At 40.8% G+C, this 18828-nt stretch carries 13 protein-coding genes and 1 pseudogene; 13 read left to right on the top strand and 1 reads right to left on the bottom strand.

All coding sequences use genetic code 11. From position 1 onward, the window contains the following. Window positions 1-164 precede the first annotated feature (164 nt). From fabB to purF, 10 genes are all read left to right on the top strand, one after another. Window positions 165-1376, top strand: a complete 1212-nt coding sequence (fabB, locus tag PTET_RS11075; RefSeq protein ID WP_013465470.1) for a beta-ketoacyl-ACP synthase I — start codon at window positions 165-167, stop codon at window positions 1374-1376. 108 nt (window positions 1377-1484) lie between these two features. Further along, on the top strand, window positions 1485-2606 hold the full coding sequence (locus PTET_RS11070) for a 4-phosphoerythronate dehydrogenase (protein WP_096038639.1): 1122 nt from the start codon (window positions 1485-1487) through the stop codon (window positions 2604-2606). A gap of 45 nt (window positions 2607-2651) precedes the next feature. Further along, the gene (locus PTET_RS11065; protein ID WP_013465468.1) at window positions 2652-3668 is read left to right on the top strand and encodes an aspartate-semialdehyde dehydrogenase; all 1017 of its coding nucleotides are present in this window, start codon (window positions 2652-2654) and stop codon (window positions 3666-3668) included. Window positions 3669-4019: 351 nt separating this feature from the next. Continuing rightward, on the top strand, window positions 4020-8924 hold the full coding sequence (locus PTET_RS11055; RefSeq protein WP_096038638.1) for a FimV/HubP family polar landmark protein: 4905 nt from the start codon (window positions 4020-4022) through the stop codon (window positions 8922-8924). A gap of 166 nt (window positions 8925-9090) precedes the next feature. Next, the gene (gene truA / locus PTET_RS11050; protein WP_096038637.1) at window positions 9091-9885 is read left to right on the top strand and encodes a tRNA pseudouridine(38-40) synthase TruA; all 795 of its coding nucleotides are present in this window, start codon (window positions 9091-9093) and stop codon (window positions 9883-9885) included. Between the two features lie 176 nt (window positions 9886-10061). Then, entirely contained in the window at window positions 10062-10937 is an 876-nt protein-coding gene (gene accD / locus PTET_RS11045; protein ID WP_096038636.1) for an acetyl-CoA carboxylase, carboxyltransferase subunit beta, read from the top strand. A gap of 25 nt (window positions 10938-10962) precedes the next feature. Continuing rightward, a complete protein-coding gene (gene folC / locus PTET_RS11040; RefSeq protein WP_016899265.1) occupies window positions 10963-12228 on the top strand; it encodes a bifunctional tetrahydrofolate synthase/dihydrofolate synthase in 1266 nt (421 codons plus the stop codon). 11 nt (window positions 12229-12239) lie between these two features. Then, window positions 12240-12863: an SPOR domain-containing protein gene (locus tag PTET_RS11035; protein WP_013465463.1), complete on the top strand. Its 624-nt coding sequence runs from the start codon at window positions 12240-12242 to the stop codon at window positions 12861-12863. A gap of 302 nt (window positions 12864-13165) precedes the next feature. Next, window positions 13166-13660, top strand: a complete 495-nt coding sequence (locus PTET_RS11030) for a CvpA family protein (RefSeq protein ID WP_024601787.1) — start codon at window positions 13166-13168, stop codon at window positions 13658-13660. 18 nt (window positions 13661-13678) lie between these two features. After that, window positions 13679-15205, top strand: coding sequence for an amidophosphoribosyltransferase (purF, locus tag PTET_RS11025; RefSeq protein WP_013465461.1), 1527 nt, complete (start codon window positions 13679-13681; stop codon window positions 15203-15205). Window positions 15206-15292: 87 nt separating this feature from the next. On the opposite strand, the gene PTET_RS11020 is transcribed toward purF, so the two are convergent. Beyond that, window positions 15293-15892 (bottom strand): Yip1 family protein, encoded by a 600-nt coding sequence (locus PTET_RS11020; RefSeq protein WP_008111059.1) that lies wholly within the window; start codon window positions 15890-15892, stop codon window positions 15293-15295. Window positions 15893-16091: 199 nt separating this feature from the next. On the opposite strand from PTET_RS11020, the pseudogene miaE (PTET_RS11015) reads away from it, so the two are divergent. The 3 genes and pseudogenes from miaE (PTET_RS11015) to miaE (PTET_RS11005) all read left to right on the top strand — a co-directional run. Further along, a pseudogene (miaE, locus tag PTET_RS11015) lies at window positions 16092-16223 on the top strand (tRNA isopentenyl-2-thiomethyl-A-37 hydroxylase MiaE); the annotation flags it as partial. A 41-nt stretch (window positions 16224-16264) separates the two neighbouring features. Further along, a complete protein-coding gene (locus tag PTET_RS11010) occupies window positions 16265-17938 on the top strand; it encodes a recombinase family protein (RefSeq protein ID WP_096038634.1) in 1674 nt (557 codons plus the stop codon). Between the two features lie 2 nt (window positions 17939-17940). Next, complete coding sequence (miaE, locus tag PTET_RS11005) at window positions 17941-18714, top strand: tRNA isopentenyl-2-thiomethyl-A-37 hydroxylase MiaE (RefSeq protein WP_096038633.1); 774 nt, start codon at window positions 17941-17943, stop codon at window positions 18712-18714. Window positions 18715-18828 lie beyond the last annotated feature (114 nt).

The raw sequence follows: 18828 nt of genomic DNA, 5'->3' as shown, positions 1-18828 counted from the left end.
ATAGATAATTTTTTAATTATTTTACGTGTTTTCTTTGAAATAGTCTGGCGTTATTTATAAGCTGTAGGTTCAGAGTACAAGTGTACGCTAGAAAGCTGACCACTTAGGTGATTAAATTCGCGTAAAATAGAACACAATTAAGTATTAAGCTAAGGGAATTACCCATGAGAAGAGCCGTAATAACAGGCATCGGTGTTGTATCAAGCATCGGCAATAATAAAGAAGAAGTATTAGAGTCACTAAGAGCGGGTAAAAGCGGTATTGCTTTTAACCAAGAATTTGCTGATTACAAATTGCGCAGCAATGTATCAGGTAAAATTGATATTGATGTTAAAGAGCATGTTGACCGCAAAGCAATGCGCTTTATGGGTGATGCAGCGGCTTATTCTTATATCTCAATGGCACAAGCGATTGAAGATGCGGGCCTTAGCGACGAACAAGTATCAAACGAGCGCACTGGTTTATTAGTGGGTTCTGGCGGCGGTTCATCAAAGTGGCAAGTAGAAGCGGCTGATATTCTTCGTGAAAAAGGCGTTAAGCGCGTTGGCCCTTACATGGTGCCACGTACTATGGCAAGTACCACCTCGGCATGTTTAGCAACGCCATTTAAAATTAAAGGCGTTAACTATTCAATTAGCTCTGCGTGTGCAACCTCTGCGCATTGTATTGGCCATGCCGTTGAGCAGATTCAACTAGGCAAGCAAGACGTTATTTTTGCAGGTGGGGGTGAAGAACTTCACTGGACGCTAGCGATGGAATTTGACGCTATGGGCGCGCTTTCGACTAAATATAACGACACACCTGAAAAAGCATCACGTACATACGATGCTAACCGTGATGGTTTTGTGATTTCAGCCGGTGGCGGTATTGTGGTTGTTGAAGAGCTAGAACACGCACTTGCACGTGGCGCGCACATTTATGCTGAAATTACCGGTTACGGCGCAACCTCAGATGGTTACGATATGGTTGCACCATCAGGTGAGGGCGCAGTACGTTGTATGCGCCAAGCAATGCAAAACGTTGATAGCATTGATTACTTGAATACCCATGGTACGTCAACACCCGTAGGCGATGTGAAAGAGCTGGGCGCTATTCAAGAAGTATTTGGTGGTAACTCGCCAATGATCAGCGCAACTAAAGCAATGACAGGCCATGCACTGGGTGCGGCAGGTGTACACGAAGCCATCTTTTCATTGCTAATGCTTGAGCATGGTTTTGTTGCGCCATCTATCAATATTGATGAGCTTGATGAGCAAGCAGCGGGCTTGAACATTGTAACTGAAGCCAAAGACGTTGAACTAAATACGGTTATGTCTAACAGTTTTGGTTTTGGCGGCACCAATGCCACATTAGTAATGAGCAAATACAAAGGCTAAGTAAACCTTTAACTATTTTAAAGCCGAGCAAAATGCTCGGCTTTTTCGTTTGTGCAAATAGGCGGTTGTTCGTTACAATAGGGTCTCATTTTGCCAAACGGATTCACAATGAAAATTCTTGCCGATCAAAATATGCCTTTAGTTGAGCAATTCTTTAAAGATATGGGTGAGGTTGAACGATTTGATGGCAGGCAATTAACTCCAGAAAAACTCATTGATGTTGATGTATTACTCACTCGTTCAGTCACGCAGGTCAATAGTGAATTATTAGCACAGGCTAATAAGCTAAGCTTTGTAGGTACAGCCACTATTGGTGTGGATCATATTGATACCGATTTGCTCAACGCAAGAAATATTGATTTTACCAGTGCGCCTGGCTGCAATGCGATTGCGGTTGCTGAATATGTGATCAGTAGTTTATTTGCATTAAGTCAAGAAAACGCCAGCCCATTAAGCGGGAAAACAATTGGTATTGTGGGTGTGGGTAATATTGGTAGTTGCCTCGCGCACAAGCTAAAAGCACTTAACGTTAATTTACTATTGTGCGACCCAATAAAGCATGAGCAAGGGCTATTACCCGAGCACGTTGAGCTTGATGAGCTATTAGCGCAGTCAGATATAGTCACGTTTCATGTGCCGTTAGTAAAAACAGGTACGCATAAAACACTGCACATGCTTGATAAAAAGCGCTTAACTACGCTTAAACCTGGACTTACTTTAATTAACGCCAGCCGAGGTGATGTGATTGATAATCAAGCATTACTTGAGGTGATGGAAGCAGGCGCTGAGCTCGATTTAGTGTTGGATGTGTGGGAAAACGAACCTAACATTTTAACCGAGTTACTTGAGCATGTTCGCTATGCCAGTGTGCACATTGCCGGACATACTCTTGAGGGTAAAGCTCGGGGTACACAAATGTTGTATCAAAGCTTGTGTGAGCTAAAAGGGGTTAACGCAATAAAATCACTTGATGATTTTTTACCGCCTCCTGCAATTAAAAAAGTCGCCCTAGGAAGTAGTTTTAGCGAAACAGATATAGCCCGTTTAGTGCACTTAGTTTATGACGTACGCCGTGATGATGGCATTTTACTGCGTCACTTGGCCGATGAAGGCTTTGACAGTTTACGAAAAAATTATCCAACCCGACGTGAGTTTAGCACCGTGGTGGTTGAAGGTGATAGCACCGAGCTTGCTGCACTTGCGCAGCTTGGTTTTACTACAGCAAACTAATTTAATTAGCACGGTTGTTTTAATCGTGCTTACAGAGGATGAAATATGTCGCAAAAATATAACGTTGCCGTACTCGGCGCTACAGGCCTTGTAGGTCGTCAAATCATTGAAACTTTGGAAGATCGTAAATTTCCGGTCGATCAGCTGTTTTTATTAGCAAGCAGCCGCAGTGCTGGCGAAGATATAAAGTTTCGTGGTGAGACCATAGAAGTACGTGATGTTGAAGGCTTTGACTTTAGCCAAGCGCATATCGGTTTATTTTCTGCTGGTGGCAGTGTATCTGAAAAATATGCCCCTATCGCCGCAGACGCTGGCTGTATCGTTATTGATAACACATCTCATTTTAGAAATGACTTTGAAGTGCCGCTCATTGTGCCAGAAGTAAATGCATCGAGTTTAGCCGATTTTAGAAATCGTAATATTATTGCCAACCCTAATTGTTCAACCATTCAAATGATGCTTGCGCTTAAGCCTATTTATGATGCATACGGCATTGATCGTATTAACGTTTCAACTTACCAAGCGGTGTCGGGAGCGGGTAAAGAGGCAGTTGATGAACTGGCTAAACAAACTGCAAATTTAATGAATGCACGCCCAATGGAAAACGAAATATTTCCTAAGCAAATTGCGTTTAATGTAATACCGCAAATCGATAGCTTTGAAGATAACGGCTATACGCGCGAAGAAATGAAAATGGTAAACGAAACGCATAAAATTTTAGGCGATACAACCATTGCGGTAAACCCGACTTGTGTTCGCGTCCCTGTATTTTTTGGTCATTCTGAGTCAATTAATATTGAAACGCGTATGCCTTATGATTTTGAGCATGTAAAGCAACTATTGAGTGATGCGCCAGGTGTTGAGCTAATTGATGATGCTGGCGACTACCCAACGGCTGTGTCGGATGCCAGTGGTAATGATACTGTTTATATCGGCCGTTTACGTGCTGATATTTCACACCCACATGGATTAAATATGTGGGTAGTAAGTGATAATACCCGTAAAGGGGCTGCAACCAATAGTGTACAAATAGCAGAAGAACTGATTGCTAATTATATGTAATTAGCCTGAAAATAGTGATAATTTCAATAAACGGTAAACCACAGTGGTTTGCCGTTTTTTTATGCTTTAACCGCCATTTTTTTGCCACTTATTAACTGAGAGAGTGTAAACATCTTGATAAACAACATAAAAACATTTTTATCATGATGTTTAAGGTATTTATTTTCAATGCGTTGCGATGGATATTATGGCTTAACTGGTTTATAGTTTGTAACTGGAATAGAGCTTGCAATAAAAATAGATTGTAATAAAAATGTGCGTTGGCCACGTGGCTAACAACGGCAAGAATAATCAATGTTTAAGCGCCAATTTTAAAGCGCTGCGTTAACATTTAAACATTAAAGGATCAGCATGCGCGGTTTCGTTTCACTTATTATATTAGCGTCTGCACTGATGGTAACGACTGTTTACTCTCAAGACAGTACCCAATTAAGAGGGCCTAAAGGCGCAGATTACGGCGCGCAGGGTCGCTCTATTGGGCCAATAAAACCAACCGATACACTTTGGCGTATTGCCGTTAAAGTTCGCCCAGATAACTCAGTCAGCATTTATCAAGTTATGCAGGCCTTGTATAACAAAAACCCCAACTCATTTTTAGAACAAAACTTAAATCACATGCAAAGTGGTTCGTATTTAAAAATACCTACTTTGGCAGAAATTAGACGAGTAAACCCGCAATTAGCTAAGCAACGTTCTGAGCAAGACGATGAACTGTGGGAAAAAAAGAAAAATGGCACACTCACTCAAGCAGAGATCAATTCAGCACAAACACAAGTAACCCAAGCCCGCAAAGCAGACGTTGATGAAGCCAAAAAAGAATTACAACAAGAATTAAAAGCGATTAAAACAGATCAAGGTAATAAATTAGTTGAGCTTCAGCAGCAGTTTAAAAGTTCGGTTAGTAACGTAGAAGAGATTTTAGTTGAAAACAACAACCTTAAAAAACAGCTGACAGGTATTTCAAACGAGTTAGAAAACGTTCGTTTACAACTAGGCCAAGATAGTGAAATTCAACAACAGTTAAAAGAATTAATCGTTAAGCAAAACGAGATCATTGCACAGCAAAAATTAAAAGATGCAGAGCAAGAGAATGAATTTAGCTTTGCTGCATTACTCTCGAATCCTTTGGTACTCATTTTATTAATGACCATTCCAGCGTTGTTGATTATTTTTGCTGTAGTTATGTGGCTGCGTAAGCGTGATAATAACCAAGAGCCTGAGAGTAACGATGATGAATTTATACCACAAGCGCCTGCTTATACTGACCCTCTAGATGAAATGCCAGAACCCACGCTTGACGAAGCGCCTGCTCCCGATCCACTTGATGATTTAAGTGTGCAGTTAGATGAGAACATGGATGACGTATTACTTGATGATGATGTGGAGTTTAATGATGATCTCGATGATGACAGTTTATTAGATCAAGATGAGTTAGAAAGCTTACTTAATGATGATGTTGTTTTTGAAGATGAAAATACTGAGGGCGATGAACTTGATGTTTTCATGCAACAAGATTTTGATAGCCCTGATGAAGATGACACGGGCGATACAATTAATCTTGACGAATCGGATGATATTTTAAGTGCGGATGATTTAGATAGCCTGTTTGATGAAGAAGATGACGATTCATTACCAGATGAACCCCAAGGTGAATCGAATGATGATATGGCTGCACTCAGTGAAGAGCTCGCCGAAGAGGGCGAAGACTTCGACATTGATGATTTACTCGATGAAAATAATGAGCAGGCAACTGACACATCAGCAGACGATGACGAATTTGATATTGACGATTTACTCGATGCAGAGCAACCCGCTACTGCACAGAGTGAAGAAACTGATATTGACAGTTTAGTTGAAGAAGATGACGAATTTGATATTGACGATTTACTCGATGCAGAGCAACCCGCTACTGCACAGAGTGAAGAAACTGATATTGACAGTTTAGTTGAAGAAGATGACGAATTTGATATTGACGATTTACTCGATGCAGAGCAACCCGCTACTGCACAGAGTGAAGAAACTGATATTGACAGTTTAGTTGAAGAAGATGACGAATTTGATATTGACGATTTACTCGATGCAGAGCAACCCGCTACTGCACAGAGTGAAGAAACTGATATTGACAGCTTAGTTGAAGAAGATGACGAGATTGACATTGATGACTTGCTTGATGCAGAGCAACCCGCTGCTGCAGAGAGTGAAGACGCGGATATTGACAGCTTAGTAGATGAAGATGACGAGATTGACATTGATGACTTGCTTGATGCAGAGCAACCCGCTGCTGCAGAGAGTGAAGACGCGGATATTGACAGCTTAGTTGATGAAGACGATGAAGTTAATATTGACGATTTACTTGATGCAGAACAATCGGCTACTGAGGCTCAAAGTGAAGAGCCAGACATCGACAGCCTAGTTGATGAAGACGAAGTAGATATTGACGATGTACTGGATGCGGAGCAACCTGAAAGTGATGTTCATGATTCTGAAATAGATCATGCATTGGCGGACTCAATTGAAGATTTAGCTGACGCGCAAGAAGAGTTAAATAGTGAAGATGTAGAATCTATCGCTTCATCTTTTGCTGAGCCAGAAGTAGAGCCAGAGCCAGGCGTTGAAGCTGAGCCGGAGCTTGAAGAAGAACCTGAACTTGAAGTAGAACCAGAGCTTGAAGCTGAACCTGAACTTGAAGTAGAGCCTGAGCTTGAAGCAGCAGAGCCAGAACTTGAAGCTGAACCTGAACTTGAAGTAGAACCTGAACTTGAAGTAGAGCCTGAACTTGAAGTAGAGCCTGAGCTTGAAGTAGAGCCTGAGCTTGAAGTAGAGCCTGAGCTTGAAGTAGAGCCTGAGCTTGAAGCAGCAGAGCCAAAACTTGAAGCTGAACCTGAACTTGAAGCAGAGCCAGAACTTGAAGTAGAACCAGAGCTTGAAGTAGAGCCAGAGCTTGAAGTAGACCCAGAGCTTGAAGCTGAGCCGGAGCTTCAAGCAGAACTTGAACCTGAGCCTGAGTTTGACGTTGGATCTGAAGGTGATTTCACCGATACATCTTCTACATTACTCGATCAAGAGGATGCCTTAGATGAATTTAACGATGAAAACCTTGAAAGTATTGATGATCTGTTAAGTGAGTTAGAACAACCTACCGACGACTATGTAGAAACACCAGATTGGTCAGTTGATGGTGTAGATGATGAACTTAAAGTAGAATCTGAATTTGAAGTAGAAGCTGAGCCAGAAATTGAAGCTGAGACAGAACTTGAAGCAGAGCCAGAACTTGAAGCAGAGCCTGAACTTGAAGCAGAGCCTGAACTTGAAGTTGAGCCTGAACTTGAAGTAGAACCTGAGCTTGAAGCAGAGCCTGAGCTTGAAGCAGAGCCTGAACTTGAAGCAGAGCCTGAGCTTGAAGCAGAGCCTGAACTTGAAGCAGAGCCTGAGCTTGAAGTAGAAACTGAGCTTGAAGTAGAGCCAGAACTTGAAACTGAACCTGAGCTTGAAGCAGAGCCTGAGCTTGAAGCAGAGCCTGAACTTGAAGTAGAGCCTGAACTTGAAGCAGAACCAGAGCTTGAAGCAGAACCAGAGCTTGAAGTTGAGCCAGAACTTGAAGCAGAACCTGAACTTGAAGCAGAGCCAGAACTTGAAGCAGAGCCTGAACTTGAAGTTGAGCCAGAACTTGAAGCAGAGCCTGAGCTTGAAGCAGAGCCTGAGCTTGAAGCAGAGCCTGAACTTGAAGTAGAGCTTGAACTTGAAGCAGAGCCTGAGCTTGAAGCAGAGCCTGAAATTGAAGCAGAGCCTGAGCTTGAAGCAGAGCCTGAGCTTGAAGCAGATCCGGAGCTTGAAGCAGAGCCTGAACTTGAAGCAGAGCCTGAGCTTGAAGCAGAGCCTGAGCTTGAAGCAGATCCGGAGCTTGAAGCAGAGCCTGAACTTGAAGTAGAGCCAGAGCTTGAAGTAGAACCAGAGCTTGAACAAGATCCTGAGTTTGACGTTGAATCAGAAGATGACTTTACCGATACGTCTTCAACCTTACTCGACCCAGAAGATGCGCTCGACGAGTACGACGGTGAAAACTTTAAAAGCGTTGATGATCTTTTAAGTGAACTTGAGCAAACAAGCGATGAAGATGAGCACGTTCCTGATTGGTCACTCGACGATTTAAACGATGAGCTTGATGAAGATGAAATTGATTTAGGTGATGATCCGCTTGCTGGTGATATCCAAAACAATGATTTATCGACAGATGACGATGAGCTATACGAGCCAGAAATAGTTACACCGAGTGAAGAGCTTGAAGAGTATCCTGAGTTAGAGCTTGATGATGAGTTGCCTTTATCTGATGAAGAGCATCAATCACTAACACCAGAAGAGCTTCAAGGTGATAATTTAGACGGTGATGCAACGGGTATGTCACCAAGTCAAGCAGAGCAAGATCTCGCTAATGCACTATCCGCAGGCAATGATCTCGATAGCTTAGAAGACGATTTTGATGATGAATTATTACTAGACAATGAGTTTTCAGAGTCAAACACTGCGCAAGGTCTAGATAATGAAGCTTCAGAGCCTGAAAAGCTGACTGAACAAATTACAGATGAGCAAAGCGTTAGCACAGACGATGAGTTTGATGATGAACAACTTGATGTTTTAGCTGAATCATCAGAGTTTACTGACGAGCAAACGAACGCTGACCGTGAAGCAGATTTAACGCAAAGCCCAGTATCGCCAGAATCAGACATGATTTCAGATGATGAGCTTGACGATGAGTTCATGGCTGATTTAACACAAACTGATTTTGATGCCTTGCTTAATGAACTGGCAGAACCTGAAAATGTTGATTTAAGTGACAGTAGTGAGTTTGATGTTGATTTTAATAGCTTACTAAGTGAAGACTTAGCTGACGAAAGCGCATCCTCGTTGCAAGAGCCTATTGAGCAACCTGAGGTTACTGAGCCATTAGCGCAGGATGACTTTGTTGATATTGATGCATTGTTAGAGCAAAGCGATGAAGCTGATTTAGATCACGAACCTTACACAGACGTCGATATGGATGTTGGTTTAGGTGAGTATGATTCACTTCTGGCTGGTGATAACCCTATGGATGTTGATACCCAAAGCGGGGGTTACTCAGCTAAGCTTGATCTTGCACATGCCTATATTGAGATTGATGATGCAGACTCAGCAGTTAAAATCCTGGATGAGATCATTAATAATGGCCCGGATGATGTGCAAGAAGAAGCGCAAAGCTTAAAGGCTAAACTTAAAAATTAATAACCAAGCTCCTGTAAGGTATGGTTGATATGAAAACCCGTTATTAGTGATGCTAATAGCGGGTTTTTTGTATTGCATAGTTAGGAACCTTAGTTCGCTGCTTTTATTGGGACGCCATATAGCATAAAATGCAGCGTCGATTAGCACAGTAGGTAAAGCAGTAATTATGCGAGTAGCACTTGGAGTAGAATACAATGGCGCACGTTACAGTGGTTGGCAGCGTCAATCACACGTAAATAGTGTACAACAAGAAGTAGAAAAAGCGTTGTCGCGCATTTGTAATCATCCAGTTGAAATTGTATGTGCAGGGCGTACCGATGCCGGTGTACATGGCACTGGACAAGTAGTGCATTTTGATACACATGCTGAGCGTGAAATGGTGGCCTTTACATTAGGTATGAACACCTTATTACCCAAAGATATTGCTATTCGTTTTGCACAACCTGTGGTGGAAGACTTTCATGCCCGCTTTAGTGCAACTGCTCGTCGTTATCGTTATGTTATTTACAATTATGCGTTTCGTGGTGCGGTATTAAATGAAGGTGTTACACATTTTCATCACCCACTAGATGAAGTGAAAATGCAGCAGGCGTGTCAATATTTACTAGGTGAGCATGACTTTACCTCGTTTAGAGCGCTGCACTGCCAAGCTAATACGGCAACGCGAACGATTCATCATTTATCGGTACAGCGCCAAGGTGCTTATGTCATTATTGATATTAAAGCCAATGCGTTTTTACACCATATGGTACGTAATATTACGGGTTGTTTAATGGATATTGGCTTACATAAACATGAACCAATTTGGTTAAAAGAGCTGCTAGATGTTAAAGAGCGAGCTAAAGCGAGCGCTACAGCAAAAGCAGCAGGTTTATATTTAGTGGATGTTGATTATCCAGATCATTTTAATATCCCTAGAACGCCGCTAGGACCATTGTTTTTAGCCGACAGTGATATTTGATAAGTAACGAGATGTGTATATTTTGAGGCTAAATTTATACGCTGTTATTCGTATTGCTAACTACTAAGACCAGTTTTTTATACCGTGACAGCGTAATTCATGTTTTAATTGGAAAAATTTGTTTGCATGGTTAACATGTAGACTCGCGACACAGAACAGCATTAAGAGAGTTGCAAATGAGTTGGCTAGAAAAAATCTTACCAAAAACGACTAAATCTTCAGGTCGTAAAGAAATTCCAGAAGGTGTATGGGCTAAATGTACGTCATGTGATTCAATTTTATATAAAGCAGAATTAGAAAAATCACTGAACGTATGCCCTAAATGCGATCATCATATGCGTGTTAGTGGTCGTAAACGTCTTGAACAGTTTTTAGATGAAAGCGATCGTCACGAGTTAGGTGCCCAACACGAACCTAAAGATGTGCTTAAATTTAGAGACTCAAAAAAATACTCAGATCGTATCAATGCAGCTCAAAAGTCAAGCGGTGAAAAAGACGCGCTTGTCGCAATGAAAGGGAACCTAAAAGGCATTCCGGTTGCTGCTGTTGCATTTGAATTCTCATTTATGGGTGGCTCAATGGCATCGGTAGTGGGTGCTCGTTTTGTTGACGCGGTTGACCAATGTTTAGAGCATAATATGCCGCTGATTTGTTTTTCTGCATCGGGCGGTGCTCGTATGCAAGAAGCCCTTATGTCACTTATGCAAATGGCTAAAACCAGTGCGGCACTGGCTAAAATGACTGAAAAAGGCCTACCGTTTATTTCTGTAATGACAGATCCAACAATGGGTGGTGTATCAGCATCATTGGCAATGCTTGGTGATATTAATGTTGCAGAGCCTAAAGCTTTGATTGGTTTTGCCGGTCCGCGTGTTATTGAACAAACTGTTCGCGAAACGCTACCAGAGGGTTTCCAACGCAGTGAATTCTTGTTAGAACATGGCGCAATCGACATGATTATAGACCGTCGAGAAATGCGCGATACGCTAGCACGTATCTTAGCAAAATTTATGAACTTGCCTTCTACGGAACAAGAGCATAGAGTAGCGTAAATTTCAGCTTTACTGATTACATGCTATGACAAAAACAATTCCTAGCCAATCATCAAGCCTTGATGATTGGCTTTGTTATTTAGAGAGTGTTCACCCTGCTAATATAGAAATGGGTTTAGAACGCGTTGCTCGTGTTGCTAACAACATTGGGCTTTTAACCTCCTCAAGTAAAATCATTCTTATTGCAGGCACCAATGGCAAAGGCACAACAGCACGTTGTTTAGAGTCACTGTTATTAGCCCAAGGTTATCGTGTTGGTACGTATGCTTCTCCGCATTTAATTCGTTACAATGAGCGCGTACGCGTTGATGGCGCAGAGCTTGACGATCAATACCATGTCGATGCGTTTAATTTATTAGAACAAGGTCGTGGTGACACCCCACTGACATATTTTGAATATGGCACCTTAGGCGCGTTAGCAATATTCAAGCGTTTAGAGGTTGATTACGTGCTGTTAGAGGTAGGTTTAGGCGGGCGTTTTGACGCGACCAATATTGTTACCCCCTATGCCAGCATCATTACCACCATCGACTTAGATCATAAAGAATACTTAGGTGACACGCGTGAATTAGTTGCTTATGATAAAGCGGGTATTTTTCGAGAGAGTACTCCTGCAATTATTGGGGACTTAAATATTCCACATACAATGACCGATTATGGTAAAGAAATTAACGCTAATATGGTGTTATCTGGCAGCGACTTTATTTTTAAAGAGCACGCGCAGAGTTTTAGTTGGCAATTTAAAGAGCATAATCTTGAGTTACCTAAACCAGCAATCCCATGTCAAAATGTAGCCACGGCATTAACCGCTCTATCGGTACTAAACTTATTACCGAGCGATGAGGTGATTACTCAGTGTTTAGCGAACTTAGTCGTTGAGGGACGTTTTCAACAACTAAGTGCAGAGCCATTAGTGTATACCGATGTAGCACATAACCCTGAATCAGCTCGCTATTTAGCGACTAAATTAGCAAGCTATAAAGATAAAGGCTTTAAAATTCATGCATTAGCCGCTATGCTTGCTGATAAAGATAAGGTTGGTGTGCTTAAAGAAGTTAGTGATGTAGTAGATGAATGGTCGTTTGCGAGCTTAGAGGGCCCACGCGGCGATAGCGCTGCTAATTTACATCAGGCACTTTTAAGCATTCCTAATAGTTATTTTAAACAGGGTTATAATAGCGTAGAGGCAGCATTGGATGCTATCTTGCCAAACCAGCCAACTAACACACTATTAATTGTATTTGGTTCATTTTTTACCGTGGCTGGCGCTATTCATTACTTTAAAAAATAGAGAGGATGTCGGTGAACTCAGGTTTTATTAATCGCTTAGTCGGAACAAGTATTGTGGTGATCGCAGCAATTGTGTTTATTCCCAATATACTCGATGGTGAAAAAGTGCACTATAAAGAAGGCTTTAAAGCGATTCCAGAACGCTCTGAGTTCAAGACCATTGATTTGCAAGAATCAATCGATCAAAAAGTGGCAAATGCACAGCCTTTAAAAGAGGATGAAGTTGAAGATATTCAGCCTGATGATGCCGCATTTGAACAGCAAAACAGTGCTGCTCAAACAGACATTACCGACCAGCCTGCAATGGTTGAAGCGGTAATACCTGATACAAACCAAAGCAGTACGGCTGCAATTCAAGAACCTACGCGCCCAGCTAACGAAAACTTAACTAGCATGGCGTATGTTATTCAGTTAGGTAGTTTTTCACATGCAGCCAATGTAAAAGCGCTGCAAGCTAAGCTCAAGGCTAAAGGGTTTAAAACTTTTACTAAACCAGTTAAAACGCCAAATGGGACGTTAACGAAAGTTTTTGTCGGACCATCACTGAATAAACAAGAACTGCAATCTCAACTTCCTGCACTTAAAGAGTTAACCAAACTCAACGGTAAAGTCACCCAATTTGAAGTGACCAAATAAATTCAATAAAAGGAAGTGTGTTTATCGCGAGATATTACACACTTACCTCGTCTTATTTTATACGTTTAAATAGACCTTTATCGCATTTTTAGCTTCGCTCCTTTACTTATCAATGCCCACACAAAAATAGCAAAATAGATGCGCTATAAACAAAATGTTTGTTGTTTTTATAACGGTGAGACTGCGCTATTTTTAATCTAATAATGGTGTGTGTTTACTCACCTGTAATCTCACGCTTAAACTTGCATCACAAGGAGGTTTAGGTATAGAATGCGCCCAAAATTAGCGACTAATTGGTTCTTATGATCTGGGTTGATTACGCCATTCTTGGCATTATTGCACTCTCTACCATCATCGGTTTAATACGCGGCTTTGTTAAAGAAGCTATGTCATTAGCGGTATGGGCAGGGGCTTTCATCATCTCCAGCTTATTTTATCAATATTTAGCTTCCTTCCTAACATCCATTTCTGAACCCCTTTTAAGAAATGCGGCGGCCATTGCCATATTATTCTTTGCGACGCTATTGTTAGGCGGTTTACTAAACTATATTTTAGGTGAGCTTGTACAGCGAACCGGATTATCCGGCACAGACCGTGTTTTTGGTGTGGTGTTTGGTGCTCTTCGAGGCGTGTTGGTCGTGAGCGCGTTACTCTTCTTTCTTGATGCTTTTACTGGTGCGCCAAGTACGCATTGGTGGGGCAACTCTATTTTGATTCCAGAATTTGGCTTTGTAGTTGAATGGTTCTTTTCGTACCTAGAAAACAACTCGAGCTTTTTAAATTCAGTAAACCGTTAATCGGCGAGGATAAATTACATGTGTGGTATCGTTGGAATAGTCGGAACATCGCCAGTTAATCAGGCGATTTATGATGGCTTAACCGTTTTGCAACACCGTGGCCAAGATGCTGCGGGTATCATAACTATTGAGAACAATACATTTAGCTTGCGCAAAGCAAATGGCCTAGTGAAAGATGTATTTCACACTCGTCATATGAAACGTTTGCAAGGCAATATTGGCATTGGCCATGTGCGTTACCCAACAGCGGGTTCTTCAAGTTCGTCAGAGGCTCAGCCGTTTTATGTAAACTCTCCATTTGGTATAGCGCTTGCGCATAATGGTAACTTAACCAATGCCGAGTCGTTAAAAGAGCAGTTATTTTCAGAGGCACGTCGCCATGTTAATACGACCTCTGATTCTGAAATTTTACTTAACATCATGGCGCATGAGCTAAGTAAATCAGACAAACTAAAATTAGACCCTGAAGATATTTTCACCGCGGTTACTGAAGTTAACAATAAAGTAAGTGGCGGTTATGCCACTATCGCCATGATTATCGGTCATGGTATTGTGGCGTTTCGCGATCCAAACGGTATTCGTCCATTGGTGTTTGGTAAACGTGAATCAGCAAACGGCACTGAATACATGTTTGCCTCAGAAAGCGTAGCATTAAAGCCTGACGGTTTTGAATTTGTTCGTGACGTTGCCCCAGGCGAAGCTATTTATGTCACTGAAAATGGAGAGTTTCACTCTTTAAGCTGTGCAGATAAAGTGTCTTACTCACCGTGTATTTTTGAATTTGTTTATTTTGCACGACCGGATTCAACCATTGACCGCATGTCAGTGTATGCAGCGCGTGTAAATATGGGGACTAAGTTAGGTGAAAAAGTAGCGCGTGAATGGGCAGACAAAGACATTGATGTGGTTATTCCTATTCCTGAAACCTCGTGTGATATTGCATTAGAAATGGCACGCGTGCTTGACTTACCGTATCGCCAAGGCTTTGTTAAAAATCGTTATATTGGTCGTACGTTTATTATGCCTGGCCAAGAGCTTCGTAAAAAATCAGTTCGCCAAAAACTCAATGCGATTGATCGTGAGTTTAAAGGTAAAAATGTCCTACTTGTTGATGACTCAATTGTACGTGGTACCACCTCAGCACAAATTGTAGAGATGGCACGCGAGTCAGGCGCTAAAAATGTTTACTTTGCATCAGCAGCACCTGAAATACGCTTTCCAAATGTATACGGTATAGATATGCCATCTGCGGCAGAACTTATTGCACACGGCCGTGAAGTAGAAGATATTAACCAAAGCATTAGCTCTGATGGTTTAATCTTTCAATCGTTAAGCGATTTAATTGCTGCCGTTAGCCAAGAAAACCCAGAGATCACTAAGTTTGAAACATCAGTGTTTGACGGACAATACATTACTGGCGACATTGATCAAGATTACTTAAACCGTATAGATAAGCTGCGCAACGATTCAGCTAAAAGCATCCGTGAAAACGCAATGTCATCTGGTTTAGAAATACATAATCAAGATGAAAACGAATCTGATTAATAATGTAATGTTAGCCTGATAGTATTTTAAGGCTAATAAAAAAAGGAGCTTAACAGCTCCTTTTTTGCGTCTATAGAAAAGGAATATTTAAGTAAACATGGGGCTGATAATACCGTTGGTCCATAGCATAGCGGTAAGTGCTAATATAATAACCAGTAAAATTAATCCACAGGTAACAACAGAGCTTGCATAAATAAAGCCGCGCTCTTGCGGAATGTGCATCAAAATTGGCACGCCGGTGTACAGTAAATAAACTGAGTAGGCGAGTGCAACTAATCCAACACACACCACAAACCACAGCTCAGGCCAAAAAGCTGCCAATGCCGACATAAACACCGGTGTAGCGGTATAAGCTGCCAGCTCAATTGTTTGGGTAAAAGTCGGTTTAGCACCAAAAGTAACCGCCATCCAATGGGCTAAATAGGCCAGTGCAAATACACCGCCAATTAAAGCGACATACATGGCTGCGCCAATCATCAGTGCGCTTTCATGGGTTAAAAATACTGGATTACCTGTACCTATACTCCAGCCTAAGTAAACCGATGAGTAGTACCCCATTGCAGAGGGAAATAAAGCGATAAGCAAAATGTGCGATAAGCTATAGGTTAAGCTTTCGTGACGGTTATCAATTGTTTGCCATTCTTCGAGTGGATGGGCGTATAAACCCCATAGGTGATTTAGTATCATTGCGTGCTCTCCATAAAAGGATATATTACTGTTTGGTTATAATTGGTTTGTTTTTATACAGTCCATTTAGTTATGGTTCAGTAAGTATACAAAGTCAAGTTATCCACATGCTTGCAATAAGGGCGAGTGTTTATTTTATTCAGAGTAATATTTCATGTTAAAATGCCATAATCGCAATTTTTAGCAATGAGTAGTCAGCGTGCCACATAGCCAGCTTTTAGAGCCAATTAACAATTTTTTATTATGCAGTACTCCCGATGAGTGGGTTGAACAAGCAATCAAAAAAGAAAACTTACCCATCATATTAATTGATCACTTAATATGTGAGCTCAATGATAATGTGTGCATATATAAATTCAGTGAGTAATTGCTATGTCAGACGATAAATTATCTGGTAACGTATATTTATACCAGCGCTTTAGTTCTCAAGCACAAGAAGGGAACAGCTCTTTGTATAGACAAGGGGAGGCACAAAGAGAGTGGTTACGTAGTCACCCGAACTGCGTTGTGGTTGAGCTTGAAGGTAAGCCTCTCATTGATGCTGGTGTATCAGCATTTTCGGGCAAGCATTTAAGTTCGGGATCTTTGGGGAGGCTTGTTGCTGCAATAGAGTCAAAGGTAGTTCCTAAAGGCTCGATTATTCTTGTTGAGCATTTTTCTAGATTGTCTCGAATGACGATTACTGAAACGGAGAAGTTGCTTGATAAAATTTGGGATCATGACGTTTCTATTGTCACAGCAAGAGACCAAAGTGTTTACTCCCCAAGTAAGCGTAATGACTTAGCAACACGTATGCGTTTAATTGTTGAGATTGATAAGGCTCATTCAGATTCTAAATGGCGTTCAGAAAAAGTAAAAAGCTCTTGGAGTCGACGAGAGTATAACGCCAAAGAAAATAAAATCCCCCCTAAGATGCGGATGCCTTTTTGGCTAGACCAAAAAGGCAAGTTAAATGAATACGCGGATGTAGTGCGAGATATTTTTAAATTGCATGCTGAAGGACTTGGTCAAGTTTTGATTGAAAGAGCACTGAGAAAAAAATACGGTAAAATAAAGCCACTGAAAAATATCAATCCGACAAAAATTATCAGAATAATTCAAAACCCTAAGTGCATAGGTTTAGTTTACAATGAGAAGCTTTACGAATCGGTTGTAAGTGATAAAGATTTTTATAATTCTCAGCGGATATGTAAAGAACGACTGTTTACGAGCGTTAGACCTGACAGGAAGTGGCCCTTACATGGCTTGGTTAAGTGTGGGCATTGTGGTTCAGGTATGAGTATTCAACAATCAGCAGAGTCATTACCGTTGCTTCGCTGTAGTAGAAAACAGAGATCGGGGGGAGAAAGTTGTGATGCACCGACAACATTTCCTTATGTTGTAGCTTATCATTTCTTTTTTGCTTATGTTGAGCCCTTGATACTTGCTAAAATTAGTGGTGCAAAACGAAGCTCTACCAGTCATGAGAAAAAAGCGAAACTAACTTATGAATTAAAAGGGCTTCAAACAAAATTGGCTGACCTGAAAGATTATTATAAAAATAGTGAAAAAAAATCAGGAACAATATTTGGTTTGATGGAAGAATTAGATGATGAAATAAATGATATTGTTAGTCAGCTAGCTGAAATACAAGCCGAAATTGAAACAAAACTTAATGTAGCTTCAATATCTAAAAAAATAGTCGATTTATCACAAACCGACCCTTTAAATTATAATCTCGAATTAAATCGGATAGGCAATAAGATAATTTTAAAAAACAAGGAATTATCTTTTAGCTTAGAAGAGGATGACGTTGTAGCTAGGTTCAAATTTAGCCAATATGATCGAAAACGTAAAGCCTACCAATGTGTTTTTTATGGTTCAAAAGAGTATTATAGAGAAAGTGAATATGTCACTGAGGTGCGCACATCTGATTGGGATATCGATAGGTTAATGTACCCCCACAAAAGCAGGGGATCTACTGTTGAAAATGCAGCTCGCCTCATGTATTACCTTAAGATACATTCAGAAAGTGGCTATTTAGATATATTATTAAAAGATGATTAGTAATGAACTCAAATGAAATTAATAAACTCTTAGAACCAATAAATAGTTTCTTGCAGTGTAATACACCTAAGAAATGGGTTGAAAAAGCAAAAAAACATGAGAATCTCGACATAGTACTTTTAGATCACCTCGTGTGTGAATTAAAAGCAGCTCAATCAGCAATGTTTTTAATTCGTAAGTATGCCGTTGATAAAGATAGTGGTGATGCGTTACTCGAGTGGTTAAAACCTTTTGAATCTCTGATATACAAAAGAGAAGGGGACTGGCGCGACCTTAGCGATAAGAATAAATTGTCTAAGTCGATGATCCCAAAATCAGATACTCTCTATGGCCAAGACTTAATTAATAAAATGGTGATGCTAATAAAAGAAGAGCTACATCACTTTTATCAAGTACTCGAAATTATGGATGAATATGGTGTTGAATATAGAAGCATCACTCCATGTCGTTATGCTAAAGGCATGTTACGCCATGTCAAATCGTATGAGCCAGATGCTTTAGTCGATAAACTCATTATTGGTGCTTATATTGAGGCACGCTCATGTGAGCGTTTTGCAAAACTGGCACCGCATGTAGATAAACGCTTAGGTGACTTTTACATATCGTTATTGCGTTCAGAAGCGCGTCATTATCAAGATTACTTGCTCCTTGCTCAAGACATTGCTGATTTTGATATTACCGAGCGAATCAAATTTTTTGGTGGCATAGAAGCTGAGCTAATTTTATCACCAGATAAAGACTTCAAGTTTCATAGTGGGGTGCCTACACTTTCATAATGGTTTAACTTGCGAAGTTAGCGTTTCACCATCTAAGTTTAAGAAAGCTTTCATTAAGAGTTGTATCTTATTAATAAAAAAAACATGGGTTTATAAGCCCATGTTTAATAAAAT

The sequence above is a fragment of the Pseudoalteromonas tetraodonis genome (genome assembly GCF_002310835.1).
In the GTDB taxonomy this organism is placed as follows: Bacteria; Pseudomonadota; Gammaproteobacteria; order Enterobacterales; family Alteromonadaceae; genus Pseudoalteromonas; species Pseudoalteromonas tetraodonis.
The sequence above is the reverse complement of the archived record's forward strand: the minus strand, read 5'-3'. Positions and strand labels throughout refer to the sequence as shown.